Source organism: Pseudomonas sp. PS02302 (assembly GCF_029959585.1).
In the GTDB taxonomy this organism is placed as follows: Bacteria; Pseudomonadota; Gammaproteobacteria; order Pseudomonadales; family Pseudomonadaceae; genus Chryseomonas; species Chryseomonas aestiva.
This window is the reverse complement of sequence record NZ_JASCON010000043.1, coordinates 1-15,108: the sequence shown is the minus strand read 5'-3', so window position 1 is coordinate 15,108 and position 15,108 is coordinate 1. Positions and strand designations below refer to the sequence as shown.

Sequence of the window (15,108 nt, the reverse complement as noted above, 5' to 3'; positions counted from 1 at the left end):
CGGAGACACCGTCCGGACCCTTATCATAGGCCATCCCTGCCCCGCGGAATCGGGCGCAGCCGAACGGCCATCGCCTCTGCAGGAACGCAGTCCGTCGTGAACAGCCCGCCCTCCTCGCTGCCGGAAGAGCCGCTCGCCCCCGCTTCGCGACGCCTGACCCGTGGCCTGCTGATCCTCTCGCTGGTGGCCATGCTGGCCCTGATGTTCTGGCAGGCCTTCGCCAGCGTGGCCGAGCGCGAGGCCATGCGGCGCGAACAGCTGGATGGCCTGACCCGACAGCTGGCCAACACCGTCGAATTCGGGCTGGCGCTCAAGGCCCAGGCGGTGCGCAGCACCCTGCGCTGGTCGCTGGACCCCACCCTGCCGCTGGCGCCCAACCTGCTGCTCGGCCTCAAGGACTTCTTTCCCGGACTGCAACAGGTGCGCTGGCTGCCGGCCAACGCCACCCTGCGCGCGGCGCGCCTGGGCGATACGCCGGACGCCGCCTTCATCCAGCAACTGATCGCGCGCGCCGGCCAGGCCGACTTCCGCTACGGCTACAACGCTCAGGCCGCCGCCGCGCCCCTCTATGTGCTGCTGGCCGGCGATCTCGAGGAGCAGCGGGGCTGGTGGGTGCTGACCAGCGCCCCCCTGCTCGAACCCCTGTGGCGGCCGACCCGGGTACCGTCCGGTCTCGACTGGCGCCTGGAAGATCGTTCCCAGGGCACCCTGCTGTTCCGCGGCGGAGCGACCCCGGCGGCGAACAGCATCGATGAAGTACGCCAGGAGCTGGCCTACAGCAACTGGCAGGTGGTGGGCAGCCATCCCGCCGAAGACATGGGCACCACGCTGCTGGGGGCCTCCTTCGGCCGCCTGGCGCTGTTCAGCCTGTCCGGCCTGGTGGCCGCCATCCTGCTCTATTTGCTGCTGCGCGAAGAGCAGGGCCTGCGCGCCCTCACCCTCGCCTCGCGGCGGGGCCTGCGCCTGGCCGGCACCGCCCTCAACGGCATCGAGGAAGCCGTCTGCATGACCCAGGCCGATGGTCGCCTGGTGCATGTCAACGCCACCGCCGCCCGGCTGCTGGGCATCGCCGCCGATGACGCCCAGCAATTCTTCCTCGCCAGCCTGCTGCCCGAGCTGGTCGCCCTGACGCCCACCGAGCGCGACAGCGGTGCCCTGGTCACCCTGGCGGTGGAGGGCCAGCCGCGCCGCTTCGCGGTCAGCTGCCACGCCCTGGCGGCCAGCCAGCCCAGCGCCCGGGTCCTGCGCGACCGTACCCAGACCCAGGACGGCTTCGTCTGGGTGCTGCGCGACGTCACCGAACAGCAGCGCAACCTGGAGACCATCCAGACCACCCGGCAGCGCTACGAGAGCATCTTCAATGGCGTGCACACCGGCATCTGCGTGGTGGATCTGAGCGCCGTCCAGCCGCACATGCAGGCCCTCGGCCTGGAGCGCCCCGAGCAGCTGGCGGAGCTGTTCGCCCGCGACCCCGAGGTCCTGGATAGCCTGGGCCGCCAGGTGCGCATCACCGAGATCAACCAGCGCGCCCTGGAAATGCTCGGCATCGAGCACCTCGACCAGGCCTGGGCGCGGCTGGTGGGTGACTCCCGCGTCCAGCTCGGTGGCAAGAGATACCGCCTGCTGGACGGCCTGCTCTCCGGCCAGCAGGTGCTGGAACTCGAGACCTGCATCAGCACCGCCGAGGGCGAGCGGCACCTCTGGCTGACCATGCACCTGCCGGCCGACCCCCAGCACCTCGATGCCACCCTGCTCAGCCTCAACGACATCACCCAGCGCAAGCTCGGCGAATTGCGCCTGCTCGAGCGCGACAGCTTCTGGTCGAATCTGATCAGCGCCATCCCCGACACCCTCTACACCTATGACGTGGCCAGCGGCGAGCTGACCTACGAGAGTCATTCGCTGGCCCTCAAGCTCGGCTATCCGCCGGACGCCTTCGCCAGCCTGGGTCGCGCGCGCCTGCACCCGGATGACGTCGAGCTGCACGAGCGGGTGGTGAGCATGCGGCCGACGCTTTCCGACCAGCCCAGCAGCAGCCTCTTGCGCTGGCAGCACCGCAACGGCGGCTGGCGCTGGTTCGACGTGCGCGAGCAGCGCCTCGCCCTTGCGGTGGACGGCACCGCGGCAAGCGTGGTCGGGCTGGCCCTGGACGTCACCGACATGGTGCGGGCCAGCGAGCGCCTGCGCGACAGCGAGAATCGCTACCGGCAGCTGGCGGAAAGCATCAGCGACGTCATCTTCACCACCGACGCCCAGCTGGTGCTCAACTACATCAGTCCCTCGGTGGAGGAGTTGCTCGGCTATCCCGTCGGCGAGCTGCAACAGCGCACCCTGGCCGAACTGGTGGTGCACTCGCGCCAGTGGCAGGAGGTGCGCCGCACCCTGCAGCGGCTGCTGCGCAGCCTCGACAATCCGCGCGCCCTGGCCGAGTTGCGCCGGGAACACTTCGCGCCCCTGTTGCTCGACTGCCTGCACGCCCAGGGTCACACCCTGCAGATCGAGCTGCGCCTCAAGCCGCTGTGGGACGACCACGAGCGCTTCGCCGGCCTGCTCGGCATCTGCCGCGACATCTCCGCCCAGCGTCGCACGGAGAAGGACATGCGCATGGCGGCCACGGTGTTCGACCACTCGGCCGGCGCCATCCTGGTCACCGACCCGGCCGGCTACATCGTGCGGGTCAACCGCACCTTCACCCGCATCACCGGCTTCAGTCCCGAAGAGGTGTTCGACCAGCAGCCGATGATGCTCTGCGCGGACAAGCAGGAAGCCAACCAGCTGCAGCACGTGATGCAGCAGCTGCGCACCCAGGAGAGCTGGGAAGGCGAACTCTGGCAGCGCCGCCAGGACAACGAGCCCTACCCCTCCTGGGTCGGCATCACCGCCATCCGCGACGACGACGGCGACCTGATGAGCTATGTCTGCTTCTTCGTCGACATCAGCGAGCGCAAGGCCAGCGAAAGACGCATCCACCGCCTGGCCTACTACGACGCCCTGACCCTGCTGCCCAACCGCACCCTGTTCCAGGACCGCCTGCACAACGCCCTGCAGCAGAGCCGCCACAATGGCAGCTGGGTGGTGCTGATGTTCCTCGACCTCGACCGCTTCAAGCCGATCAACGACAGCCTCGGCCACGCCGCCGGCGACCGCCTGCTCAAGGACGTGGCCATGCGCCTGACCGCCTGCGTCGGCACCGAGGACAGCGTGGCGCGCATGGGTGGCGACGAATTCACCCTGCTGCTGTCGGGCCTGGAGAGCCGCGAGGTCGCCCTGGCCCAGGCGATCCGCGTCGGCGAGCAGATCCTTACCCAGCTGTCCGAGGCCTTCGTGCTCGAAGGCCGCGAATTCTTCGTCTCCGCCAGCATCGGCATCGCCCTCTCGCCCCAGGACGGCCATGAGCTCAGCCAGCTGATGAAGAACGCCGATACGGCCATGTACCACGCCAAGGAGATGGGCAAGAACAACTTCCAGTTCTACCAGGCCGAGATGAACGCTCGCGCCCTGGAGCGCCTGGAACTGGAAGCCGATCTGCGGCACGCCCTGCTGCAGGGCGAATTCCGTCTGCACTACCAGCCGCAGTACCGTTGCGACAACCGGCGCTTGACCGGGGTCGAGGCCCTGCTGCGCTGGGAGCATCCGGTGCGCGGCCACGTCTCGCCGGCGGAATTCATCCCGGTGCTGGAAGAGATCGGCCTGGTGGTCCAGGTCGGCGACTGGGTGATTCGCGAGGCCTGCCGGCAGATGCGCGAATGGCACGCGGCCAGGGTGCGCATTCCCAAGGTCTCGGTGAATCTCTCCGCCCGCCAGTTCAGCGATGGCCAGCTCGGCCAGCGCATCGCCGAGATCCTCGCCGAGACCGGCTTGGCGCCGGCCTGCCTGGAGCTGGAACTGACCGAAAGCATCCTGATGCGCGACGTCGGCGAGGCCCTGCAGCTGCTGGGCGAACTCAAGAGCCTGGGCCTGTGCATCGCGGTCGACGACTTCGGCACCGGCTATTCCTCGCTCAACTACCTCAAGCAGTTCCCCATCGACATCCTCAAGATCGACCGCAGCTTCGTCGACGGCCTGCCCCACGGCGAACAGGATGCGCAGATCGCCCGGGCCATCATCGCCATGGCCCACAGCCTCAATCTCTCGGTGATCGCCGAGGGCGTCGAGGAACCGGCGCAACTGGAATTCCTACGCCTCCATGGCTGCGACGAGGTACAGGGCTTCCTCTTCGACCGTCCGCTGCCGCCGGATCTGTTGCGCGAACGACTGGAGCATCAGGGGCTGTTTCCGGTCCTGACATGAGACCTATGGCGCCACCGCATGACCGGCGCTCATACCTCAGAGTTCCTGCGATGGGGTAGAATGTTGCCCCTCACGAGCCCGATCGGGCTCGCTCTTCGCCATGCCTCAGGGGACCCTGCCGCCATGTTCAGCCGTGAAACCACCCTCGCCCGCTTCGACGCCGACCTGTATGCCGCCATGCAGCAGGAAGCCCAGCGTCAGGAAGATCACATCGAGCTGATCGCTTCGGAAAACTACACCAGTCCGGCGGTCATGGAAGCCCAGGGCAGCGTGCTGACCAACAAGTACGCCGAAGGCTATCCCCACAAGCGCTACTATGGCGGCTGCGAATACGTCGACGTGGTCGAGCAACTGGCCATCGACCGCGCCAAGCAGCTGTTCGGCGCCGACTACGCCAACGTCCAGCCGCACTCCGGCTCCCAGGCCAACTCGGCCGTGTACCTGGCGCTGATCGAAGCCGGTGACACCATCCTCGGCATGAGCCTGGCTCACGGCGGTCACCTGACCCACGGCGCCACCGTGTCCTCCTCCGGCAAGCTGTACAACGCCGTCCAGTACGGCATCGACGAGCAGGGTCTGATCGACTACGCCGAAGTCGAGCGCCTGGCCCGCGAGCACCAGCCCAAGGTCATCGTCGCTGGCTACTCCGCCTATTCCCAGGTGCTGGACTTCGCCCGCTTCCGCGCCATCGCCGATGCCGTGGGCGCCTACCTGTTCGTCGACATGGCCCACTTCGCCGGCCTGGTCGCCGCCGGTGTCTATCCGAACCCGGTGCCCTTCGCCGACGTGGTCACCAGCACCACCCACAAGACCCTGCGCGGCCCGCGCGGCGGCCTGATCCTGGCCAAGGCCAACGAAGCCATCGAGAAGAAGCTCAACTCGGCGGTCTTCCCCGGTGCCCAGGGCGGTCCGCTGATGCACGTCATCGCCGGCAAGGCGGTGTGCTTCAAGGAAGCCCTGCAGCCCGAGTTCAAGACCTACCAGCAGCAGGTGATCAAGAACGCCCAGGCCATGGCCAGCGTGTTCATCGAACGGGGCTTCGACGTCGTCTCCGGCGGCACCGACAACCACCTGTTCCTGCTCAGCCTGATCAAGCAGGAGATCACCGGCAAGGACGCGGACGCCGCCCTGGGTCGCGCCTTCATCACCGTGAACAAGAACTCGGTACCGAACGATCCGCGCTCGCCCTTCGTCACCTCCGGCCTGCGCATCGGCACCCCGGCCGTCACCACCCGTGGCTTCCAGGAAACCGAATGCCGCGAGCTGGCCGGCTGGATCTGCGACATCCTCGGCAACATGGGCGACGAGTCGGTAATCGACGCCGTCCGTGATAAGGTCCAGGCCGTCTGCGCCCGCCTGCCGGTGTACGGCAAGTAAGAGGCCCGCCTTCCCCCTCTCCCCTGGGAGAGAGCCGGGGTGAGGGAAAACCCCAAACAATGAGCCCCGACCAATCGGCCGGGGCTCATTGCATTTCCAGCAGGGTCGTCAAGGCCGCCAAGCCGGCTCCTGGCACACGCCGGAAGACCCCGAAAACGAAAAACCCCGGCCAGTGCCGGGGTTTTTCGTTGTCAGACGCTGCTCAGGCCTCAGAGGACCTGCAGATCGCCCAGGCCGTCCAGGTAGCGCTCGGCGTCCAGGGCGGCCATGCAGCCGGCACCGGCCGAGGTGATGGCCTGGCGATAGGTGTGGTCGGCCACGTCGCCGGCGGCGAACACGCCGGGTACGTTGGTGGCGGTGGCATTGGCCTCGCGACCGCCCTTCACCACCAGGTAGCCGTCGTGGCTGTCCAGCTGGCCTTCGAACAGCCCAGTGTTGGGGGTATGGCCGATGGCGACGAACAGACCGGCCACCTGCAGCTCTTCGGTGCTGCCATCATTGTTCTTGATCCGCACCCCGGTGACACCCATGTTGTCACCCAGCACCTCGTCGATGCTGGCGTTGAGCTTGAGCGCCATCTTGCCTTCGGCGACCCGGGCGCGCAGCTTGTCCTGCAGGATCTTCTCGGCGCGGAAGGTCTCGCGGCGGTGGATCAGGGTCACCTTGCTGGCGATGTTGGCCAGGTACAGGGCTTCCTCGACCGCGGTGTTGCCGCCACCGACCACCGCCACCTCGCGGTTGCGATAGAAGAAGCCGTCGCAGGTGGCGCAGGCGGATACGCCCTTGCCCATGAAGGCCTCTTCGCTGGCCAGGCCCAGGTAGCGGGCACTGGCGCCGGTGGCGATGATCAGGGCGTCGCAGGTGTAGGTGGCGCTGTCACCCTTGAGGGTGTAGGGCTTGCCACCGAAGTCCACGGCATTGATGTGATCGAAGACGATCTCGGTCTCGAAGCGCTCGGCGTGCTCGCGCATCCGCTCCATCAGCGCCGGACCGGTCAGGTCGTGGGGATCGCCCGGCCAGTTGTCGACCTCGGTGGTGGTGGTCAGCTGGCCACCCATCTGCATGCCGGTGATCAGCAGCGGCTTGAGGTTGGCGCGGGCGGCATAGACCGCGGCCGTGTAACCGGCCGGACCGGAACCGAGGATGATGAGGCGCGAATGGCGCAAGGTGCTGGCTTCAGACATGACATTCTCCCTGCCGGGATCTCCGGCAGACCTAAGAGTAGAGAGGCCGGCGCGCCCCATGGGCATGCCGGCCGGTGTGCGTGCGGAGCCGTTCCGCAGCGCCGGTCGCTCCTGGCGACGGCGCGACCGGCGCCGATAGGCGGACACCGGGTCCAGGGATGGGGCTCAGCCTAACGGGTGCCGCCCCTTCACAGAAGCGACCATTCTAAATCCAGACCATAGGGCGCGCCTATGTCGACCGCTGCGGCAATCGAGCCCTGAGGTAAGCTGTGCATTCCCGCCCCCCGTCAGGAATCTTCATGGCTGTCGCTCCGCTGTCCGGCTCCGCCTATTTCGCCGAAGGGCTGCGCCTGGTGACTCGCCCCGGCATGCGCCGCTTCGTGGTCATCCCGCTCACCATCAACCTGCTGCTCTACGCGGCCATCCTCACCTTTGCCGTGCGCGGTTTCGAGGGTTGGCTGGAACAGCTGATGCCGAGCCTGCCGGCCTGGGCGAGCTTCGTCGAATGGCTGCTCTGGCCACTGTTCGTGCTCCTGCTGCTGGCGATCATCTTCTTCACCTTCACGATGCTGGCCAACCTGGTGGCGGCGCCCTTCAACGGCTTTCTCGCGGAAAAGGTCGAGGTCATGGTACGCGGCCAGGACGATTTCCCGCCGTTCAATCTCGCCGAACTGGTCACCATGGTGCCGCGCACCCTGCAGCGCGAACTGCGCAAGCTGGGCTACTACCTGCCACGTGCGCTGGGCCTGCTGGTGCTGACCTTCATTCCCGGTCTCAACCTGATCGCCGCGCCGCTGTGGATCCTGTTCGGCGTCTGGATGATGGCGGTGCAGTACATCGACTTCCCCGCCGACAACCACCAGCTGGATTTCCGCAGCATGCTCACCTGGCTGCGTACCCGCCGCCTGCGCTGCCTGGGCTTTGGCGGGGTGACCTACCTCGCGCTGCTGGTGCCCGGGCTGAACGCCCTGTTCATGCCCGCCGCCGTGGCCGGGGCGACGCTGTTCTGGGTGCGTGAAGGGGGCGACAAGGCGCTGGTGGTGCGCACCTGAGGAGCGGGTTCGTCGGACGTTCAGACGCAGGTTGGCGCTGAGACGGCGCCAGCGCCGAAGTCCAGCAGCCCTGGCTAAGCCAGCTCGTGATAACGCCGGTCGAAGTACAGCAATCCGCCTTCGCCACCCGGCTCGGCCACCCCCAGCACCTCGCAGAGCAGCAGGTCGTGGCTACCCACCGACTGCACCTCGGCGATGCGGCAGTCGCAGGCCACCAGGGCGCCGTCCAGCACCGGCGCCCCCGTGCCGAGGCGGCTCCAGCGCGCCGCGGCGAAGCGTTCGGCCATGGCGGTCTTGCCGCCGAAGAGGTTGGCCAGCGCCTGCTGGCCGGCGGCCAGGACGTTGACGCAGAGCACGCCGTTGGCGCTGAAGGCGGGGTGCACCGAGGCGCTGCGGTTGAGGCAGACCAGCAGGGTCGGCGGGGTATCGCTGACGCTGCACACGGCGGTGGCGGTAAAGCCGGCCAGGCCGGACGGACCATCGGTGGTGACGAGGTTGACCGCGGCGCCCAGGCGCGCCATGGCCCCGCGAAAGAGATCGCGTTCGACCGGGGCGGCGGGGCTGGCGGCGGACAGGGGCAAGGCATGGGCAACGGACATGGCGTTACGCCTCCAGATCTTGGCTGAGATAGTCGAGCACCACCCGGTCGAAGGTGGCGGAATCGGTGACGCTGGAGGCGTGGCCGCCCCACTCCAGCAACTGGAAGCTGGCCCGGGGCAGACCCGCGGCCAGTCGCTGGGACGAGGTCCACGGCACCAGGACATCGTCGCGATTGGCCAGCACCAGGGTCGGCACCGGGATGCGCGCCAGCTCGGCGTCCAGGTCGAAGGCCAGCAGCGCGCCGATGCGCCGCAGGACATTGGCCTCGCCGGGAAAGTGCGCCAGGGCATGGGCTTCGTCGGCGGTCAGGCGCTCGCCATGTTCGGCGATCCAGGTGGCCGGATAGAGAAAGATCGCCTGGGCCTGGACATAGGCCGCGGCGCCGCTGTCGCGCAGCAGGCGCTGGCGCAGGGCGAAGCAGCGCGCGGTATGCGGATTGGGTCGGCTCCAGGCATTGACCAGCACCTGGCGGCGGATCAGGCCCGGACGCAGCAGACTGGCCTGCAGGCCCACCAGACCGCCCAGGGCATGGCCCATGAACAGGCAGTTGTCGAGTTCCAGGCGATCGGCCAGGGCCAGCAGGTCCTCGGCCATATGCTGGATGCGATAGTCGGCGGGCAACTCGGCCGGACTCCTGCCGGTGCCGGTCTGGTCGTAGACCACCACCCGGAATCTTTCGCCGAGGGCCGCCAGCTGCGGCGCCCAGAAGGCCCCGGCGCCGCCCAGCCCGGAGCTGAGCAGCAGGGTCTCGGCCGCCGGGTCCTGGCGGCCATGGAGTTCGAAGTGCATGGGCGGTCCTCGGTGGTTCAGTGGTTGGGGGTTCCCTCACCCCAGCCCTCTCCCAGAGGGAGAGGGGGTAGGTACGGAGCGGGAGCTAGCCGACATGGGCGATGCTGGCGATCTCGATCAGGGCGTCGGGCTTCACCAGGCCGCACTGGATGCAGTAGCGCGCCGGCTTCTCGCCGGGAAAGAATTCGGCGTACACCGCGTTGATGGCGGCGTAGTTCGCCCAGTCGGTGAGCATGATCATGTTGAAGGTGACGTCGGCCATGCTGCCGCCAGCCGCCTCCACCACGCCCTGGATGGTGGTGAGCACGTGGCGTGCCTGGGCGGCGGCGTCGCCGACGTGGACCACGTTGTTCTGGGCATCGAACGGCAGGGTGCCGGAGACATAGAGCACGCCATCGGCCAGGCTGCCGGGCACGAAGGGGGCGATGGGGGTACCGGTACCGGCGGGGATCACGGCTTGCTTGGGCATGGTGGCTCAGTCCTTGGCGAAGGTGGTGTGGAAATCGGCGCAGCTGGCGACCCAGCCGAAGAAGGTCTCGATGTTGAACAGCGCGGCCTCGTGGGCCGCACGGGGCCCGGCCTGATGGCAGGCGTCGTGCAGGCAGACGCCGAAGTATTCGAGGAAGAAGCCGTCCCTCAGGGTCGACTCCACGCAGACGTTGGTGGCGACCCCGACGAACACCAGGTTGCGGATGCCACGGGCGCGCAGCAGGCTGTCCAGGTTGGTGTTGTAGAAGCCGCTGTAGCGGGTCTTGGGCACCACCAGGTCCGCGGCCGCCGGTTGCAGCCGGTCGACCAGGGCATAGTCCCAGCCACCCTTGGCCAGCAGCTGCCCCTGCAGTTCGGGTCGCTTGCGCATGGTCTTGAGGGCATTGGACTTGTGCCAGTTGGGCGAACCCGGCCCGCCCGCCTCGCGATACTCCGGGTCCCAGCCATTCTGGAACCAGACCACCTGGATACCCGCGCCGCGGGCGGTCTCCACCACCGCGGCGACGTTCTCGATCACCGGGCCGGTGGCCGAGACATCGAAACCGGCCAGATCCAGGTAGCCACCCTGGCTGGCATAGGCGTTCTGCATGTCCACCACGATCAGGGCGGTCTCGCTGGCCTTGAGCCGCAGCGGTTCGGGACGCGCCGGCAGGGTCAGGGCTTCGCTATCGCCGACAGGCAGGGCATAGCCCGCCAGGGTTTCCACGGCGTTCATCAGGCACTCTCCTTGAGCAGGTCGACGTGACGGCGGCTCTGCATCAGCGGCTGGATGCGCTCGCCGAAGTCGGTCACGCCCTGGACGAAGTCGTCGAAGGTCAGCAGCACCCCGCTGGCCCCGGGCACCTCGGCGATCTCGTCGAGCATCCGCGCCACACTGGCGAAGGAACCCACCAGGGTGCCCATGTTGATGTTGACCGCCGAGGTCGGATCGGCCATCTGCCGCACATTGGTGTCGCTGCCGGACTTGGTGTCGGCGGCGGCCTGGGCGCCCAGCCAGGCGATGGCCTCCTCGTCGGCACCGGCCTTGTAGTGCTCCCACTTGGCGCGGGCGGCCTCGTCGGTCTCGGCGGCGATGATCATGAACAGGGCGATGGAGGAGACCTCGCGCCCGGTCTTGGCGGTGGCCGCCTGCAGCCGCTCCACCGCCGGGGCGAAGGCCTTGGGCGTGTTGACGCCCTTGCCGAAGACGAAGCTGTAGTCGGCGTGTTCGGCGGCAAAGGCCAGGCCGGCGTCGCTTGCCCCGGCGCAGACGATCTCCATGGGCGCCTGGGGCTGGGGACTCACCCGGCAGTCCTCCATGCGAAAGTGCGCACCCTGGAAATCCGACTGGCCGGTGCCCCAGAGGTCGCGCAGCACCTGGGCGTATTCACCGAGGTATTGATAGCGGCTGGCGAAGAACTCATCCCCCGGCCAGAGCCCCATCTGGCTGTATTCGGGTTTCTGCCAGCCGGTGACCAGATTGACGCCGAAGCGACCGCCGGAAATGCAGTCGATGGTGGCGGCCATGCGCGCGACGATGGCCGGCGGCAGGGTCAGGGTCGCGGCGGTGGCGAACAGCTTGATGCGCGAGGTCACCGCCGCCAGCCCGGCCATGAGGGTGAAGGACTCCAGGTTGTGGTCCCAGAATTCGGTCTTACCGCCGAAGCCGCGCAGCTTGATCATCGACAGGGCGAAGTCGAAGCCGTAGTGCTCGGCGCGCTGCACGATCTCGCGATTCAGCTCGAAGGTGGGCCGGTACTGAGGCGCGTTTTCCGACAGCAGCCAGCCGTTGTTGCCGATGGGAATGAAGACACCGATGTTCATCGCTCGCACTCTCCCGCAGTCAGGAATCGAGGCGCATCGAGATGCGCCGTGGCTGCAGGATCGGAGCAGAAAGCTTGCCAAGTCTTGAAATTTCAAGCCAATCAGATACTTGGGGGAAATCTAGAAATATATCCAGACCATTTGGTCCAAATCAGAGCACCTAGTTTGTGCAAGGCGCCCGAATCCGGGGCATGCAGGATGTCGGGCCATGCTAGAGTTTGGAGACCGGCGCGCTACCCTCTGGCGTCCGCCGACGATTCGTCACCAGGAAGGTGCGAATCTCAACGACCGCGCCTGAAGCCGTCCCTCCCGCTCGTCCAGCGGTCGGTCCGCGTCAGATGTCCAAGAAGGCCCAAGGAGCAGTTCGTGAGTCAGGCCAGTGATCTTCCGCCACGCAAGCCGCGTCAACCCAGCCCTGCCGCCCAGCAACGCCGGCAGCGTCAGATAGAAGCCAAGCGCGCCCAGATCCTCGGTGCCGCGCTCGATATCTTTTCCCGCTTCGGCCTGCACGGCGCCAGCCTGGATCAGGTGGCTCTGCAGGCAGACGTCTCCAAGACCAACCTGCTCTACTATTTCAGCAGCAAGGAAGAGCTCTATGTCGCCGTGCTGCGCCAGCTGCTGGCGACCTGGCTGAGTCCCCTGCGCACCTTCAGCGAAGACCAGGATCCCCTCGACGCCCTGCGCGGCTATCTGCGCCATAAGCTGGAGATGTCCCGCGACTATCCCGCCGAGTCCCGGCTGTTCTGCCTGGAGATGGTCCAGGGCGCGCCGCTGCTGCTGCCGGAATTGCAGGGCAGCCTGCACGACCTGATAGACGAGAAGGCCCGGGTGATCCGTACCTGGATCGATGCCGGTCGGCTGGCACCGGTGGATCCGTACCAGCTGATGTTCAGCCTCTGGGCCACCACCCAACACTATGCGGACTTCAGGGTCCAGGTGCAGGCACTCTGTGGCCGTACCCTGCAGGATCCAGCCTTCTTCGACGAGGTTCTGCGCGGCCTGGAAACCCTGCTCATCGACGGGCTGCGCCCGCGCCTCAGAGGCTGAAGCCCGGTTCAGGGCGCCAGGAAGAAGTCGGCGAACAACTCGCTCAGTCTCGGCCAGAGCGGCGCCGGCAGGTCGTGGGCCATGTCGGGTATCAACTCGAAGCGGGCACCGGGAATGGCCCGGGCCACGGCGCGGCCACAGACCGGACGCAACAGCGGATCCCGCGCCCCATGGACCACCAGGGTCGGCGCCTGGATGCGCCGGGCAAAGGGCCGCAGATCGCCGCTGCCGAGCAGGGCGAACAGCTGCCGCTGCACCCCGTCCACATCCACCCCGCGCGCCAGGATCCGTTGCACCAGCCGTTCGAGATCCACCTCGCTCTGGCGATAGCGCGGGCTCTCGATGCCGCGCAGCAGCGCCTTCTGCCGGGCGAGCGCCGCTTCCGCCGGTAGATCGGCCGGTGGCCGCAGCAGCAGACTGCCGAGCAGCCTGAACGAGGGCGGCGGCAACAGCGGCTGATTGGTCGACGAGAACAGGATGCCGAGCCGTGCGACCCGCTGCGGCCAGTCGGCGGCGAGGATCTGCGCGATCATGCCGCCCATGGAGCCGCCCAGCACGAAGGCGCGCTCCAGCCCCAGGTGATCGAGCAGCCCGACCGCATCGGCGGCCATGGCTTCCAGGCGATAGGGCACCGCACTGGGCTTGCCCAGTTGCGCCCGCCCCAGCACCGGCCACAGCGAAGGCGGCCGTCCACCCGGCCAGCTCAGCCGCGAGGACTGGCCGACGTCGCGATTGTCGAAACGGATCACCCGCAGGCCCCGGCGCACCAGGGCCTCGCAGAAGCCTTCCGGCCAGAGCAGCAATTGGGCGCCAAAGCCCATGATCAGCAGCAGCGCCGGATCGGCGGGATCGCCCCAGTCCTCATAGGCCAGTTCGAGAGCACCGACCCGGGCGCGACCTTCACGTATGTCCATGGCTCCCCCGCGAAATGGGTAAAGGGTCATGCTACCCCAAGGCTGGCGCGGCGAAAGCGGCAGAACCCGGCGGTCACGCAGCGGTGCTGCGCTATGCTCGGGCAGACCTCTTCCAGAGACCATCGCCATGCCCGCAGCGCCACTGGACTACCACCTGACCGACGAAGCGCGCGAAGACCTGCGCCAGGCCATCGCCGCACCGCTGAGACGCTACAACGACAGCCAGGCTGGCCCGAGCGGCTACCGGGCCCTGGTCATCAGCCTGACCCGTGGCGGCGAATCCCTCGGCGGACTCTGGGGCTACACCAGCTATGGCTGGCTCTATGTGCAGTTGCTGGCGGTGGAGGAAGCCGCTCGCGGCCAGGGCGCCGGCCGCGAGTTGCTGCGGCGCGCCGAGGCCGAAGCCCTGGCCCGCGGCTGCCACGGCGCCTGGCTCGACACCCACGAATTCCAGGCCCGCGGCTTCTACGAGCGGCTGGGCTATGAAGTGTTCGGCGAACTGGCTGACTATCCGCCGGGCTTTGCGCGGTACTTCCTGCGCAAGGCGCTCACGGCAGGATAACGGCCAGTCCCGCTCATTGAGCGGTAAGGAAGTTGCCGATCCGGGCGTTCTCCTCGTCACCCTCCAGCAGCGGCACCTCGGCTTCGTCCTTGAGTTGCACGCCGGAGAGCTTGCGGCGATCCGCTTCGCGCATCAGGTAGAGCAGCTTGTGCGCCGCCAGGCCATAGGCGAGGCCTTCCAGGCGCACATTGGAGATGCAGTTGCGATAGGCGTCGTTGAGGCCCGGCCGTGGGCCGTAGGTGAAGTAGAGGCCCAGGCTGTCGGGCGAGCTGAGACCGGGGCGCTCGCCGATCAGCATCACCAGCAGGCGCGCCTTGAGCAGCCCGCCGATTTCATCACCCACGGCCACCCGGCCCTGCTCCACCAGGGTCACCGGCGCCCAGCGCCAGCCCTCGGCCCCGGCCTGGTCGGCCAGTCGCTCCAGGAACGGCAGCGCATGGCGATGCACCGCCAGGGCCGAGAGGCCATCGGCGATGACCACGGCGACGTCGAAGCCCTCGGGATGCTCGGCGGCATAGGCCTGGAGTTCGCGAGCGGACTCCGCGGACAGCTTGCGCCCCAGATCCGGCCGTTGCAGATAGGTGTGGCGATCCGGCGCGGCGCTCTTCAGTACCAGGGTCTCGCGGCCCTGGGCGGCCAGGCCCTCACGCAGCGCCTGGTGATCGAAGGCCAGGTGCACCGCATCGCGGGCCTGGGCGTGGGCGGCCTGGAAGTCCAGCTGGGCCGACGTCGGCAGACTGGTGCCGGCCCGGCCAAGGGCGATGCGCGCCGGGGTGAGGCGCCGCAATTCGGCCCAGGGGTCGGGGCGGGCGGTGTCGTTGGGGTTCATCGGCAAGACTCCTGAGCGATTCGGTGTCTGTCTAGAAAGGCTATCGCGGCCATGGCGGTCCGCCGATGCGGCCGCTCCTACAGGGATAGACGCTCTCGTAGGAGCGGTCGCTACGGCGCACCGGCATGGCCGCGATAACCGCCACGCCTCTACATCTGCGCCAGCGCCCGCG

The 15,108-nt window shown here is 67.9% G+C and carries 13 protein-coding genes; 5 read left to right on the top strand and 8 right to left on the bottom strand.

Annotated elements, in window-relative coordinates; translation table 11 throughout:
• The first annotated feature begins 96 nt into the window (after positions 1–96).
• Both QMX82_RS15325 and glyA read left to right on the top strand, forming a co-directional pair.
• Positions 97–4,290, top strand: coding sequence for an EAL domain-containing protein (locus QMX82_RS15325; RefSeq protein ID WP_208694072.1), 4,194 nt, complete (start codon positions 97–99; stop codon positions 4,288–4,290).
• Positions 4,291–4,413: 123 nt separating this feature from the next.
• Positions 4,414–5,667, top strand: a complete 1,254-nt coding sequence (gene glyA, locus QMX82_RS15320) for a serine hydroxymethyltransferase (RefSeq protein WP_208694071.1) — start codon at positions 4,414–4,416, stop codon at positions 5,665–5,667.
• 209 nt (positions 5,668–5,876) lie between these two features.
• Here glyA and trxB read toward each other — a convergent pair whose 3' ends face one another.
• The gene (trxB, locus tag QMX82_RS15315; RefSeq protein ID WP_282285074.1) at positions 5,877–6,851 is read right to left on the bottom strand and encodes a thioredoxin-disulfide reductase; all 975 of its coding nucleotides are present in this window, start codon (positions 6,849–6,851) and stop codon (positions 5,877–5,879) included.
• A 299-nt stretch (positions 6,852–7,150) separates the two neighbouring features.
• Here trxB and cysZ point away from each other — a divergent pair, with 299 nt between their 5' ends.
• Positions 7,151–7,903: a sulfate transporter CysZ gene (gene cysZ / locus QMX82_RS15310; protein ID WP_208694069.1), complete on the top strand. Its 753-nt coding sequence runs from the start codon at positions 7,151–7,153 to the stop codon at positions 7,901–7,903.
• Positions 7,904–7,977: 74 nt separating this feature from the next.
• Here cysZ and QMX82_RS15305 read toward each other — a convergent pair whose 3' ends face one another.
• The 5 genes from QMX82_RS15305 to rutA form a co-directional block, all read right to left on the bottom strand.
• On the bottom strand, positions 7,978–8,502 hold the full coding sequence (locus QMX82_RS15305; RefSeq protein WP_208694068.1) for a flavin reductase: 525 nt from the start codon (positions 8,500–8,502) through the stop codon (positions 7,978–7,980).
• 4 nt (positions 8,503–8,506) lie between these two features.
• Positions 8,507–9,292 carry a pyrimidine utilization protein D gene (gene rutD / locus QMX82_RS15300; RefSeq protein ID WP_208694067.1) on the bottom strand — a complete coding sequence of 262 codons (786 nt, stop codon included), beginning with the start codon at positions 9,290–9,292 and terminating at the stop codon, positions 8,507–8,509.
• An 85-nt stretch (positions 9,293–9,377) separates the two neighbouring features.
• The gene (gene rutC / locus QMX82_RS15295) at positions 9,378–9,761 is read right to left on the bottom strand and encodes a pyrimidine utilization protein C (RefSeq protein WP_017642623.1); all 384 of its coding nucleotides are present in this window, start codon (positions 9,759–9,761) and stop codon (positions 9,378–9,380) included.
• Positions 9,762–9,767: 6 nt separating this feature from the next.
• The gene (gene rutB, locus QMX82_RS15290; protein ID WP_282285059.1) at positions 9,768–10,496 is read right to left on the bottom strand and encodes a pyrimidine utilization protein B; all 729 of its coding nucleotides are present in this window, start codon (positions 10,494–10,496) and stop codon (positions 9,768–9,770) included.
• Positions 10,496–11,584 (bottom strand): pyrimidine utilization protein A, encoded by a 1,089-nt coding sequence (gene rutA, locus QMX82_RS15285; protein ID WP_027600944.1) that lies wholly within the window; start codon positions 11,582–11,584, stop codon positions 10,496–10,498. The genes rutB and rutA overlap by 1 nt, the downstream gene beginning before the upstream one ends.
• A gap of 366 nt (positions 11,585–11,950) precedes the next feature.
• On the opposite strand from rutA, the gene rutR reads away from it, so the two are divergent.
• Positions 11,951–12,631, top strand: coding sequence for an HTH-type transcriptional regulator RutR (gene rutR, locus QMX82_RS15280; protein WP_208694065.1), 681 nt, complete (start codon positions 11,951–11,953; stop codon positions 12,629–12,631).
• Between the two features lie 8 nt (positions 12,632–12,639).
• Here rutR and QMX82_RS15275 read toward each other — a convergent pair whose 3' ends face one another.
• On the bottom strand, positions 12,640–13,545 hold the full coding sequence (locus tag QMX82_RS15275; protein WP_282285045.1) for an alpha/beta fold hydrolase: 906 nt from the start codon (positions 13,543–13,545) through the stop codon (positions 12,640–12,642).
• A gap of 127 nt (positions 13,546–13,672) precedes the next feature.
• On the opposite strand from QMX82_RS15275, the gene QMX82_RS15270 reads away from it, so the two are divergent.
• Positions 13,673–14,107: a GNAT family N-acetyltransferase gene (locus QMX82_RS15270; RefSeq protein WP_208694063.1), complete on the top strand. Its 435-nt coding sequence runs from the start codon at positions 13,673–13,675 to the stop codon at positions 14,105–14,107.
• Between the two features lie 13 nt (positions 14,108–14,120).
• Here the strand turns inward: QMX82_RS15270 and eutC are convergent, their stop codons facing one another.
• Positions 14,121–14,936 carry an ethanolamine ammonia-lyase subunit EutC gene (eutC, locus tag QMX82_RS15265; protein ID WP_208694062.1) on the bottom strand — a complete coding sequence of 272 codons (816 nt, stop codon included), beginning with the start codon at positions 14,934–14,936 and terminating at the stop codon, positions 14,121–14,123.
• Between the last annotated feature and the right edge of the window lie 172 nt (positions 14,937–15,108).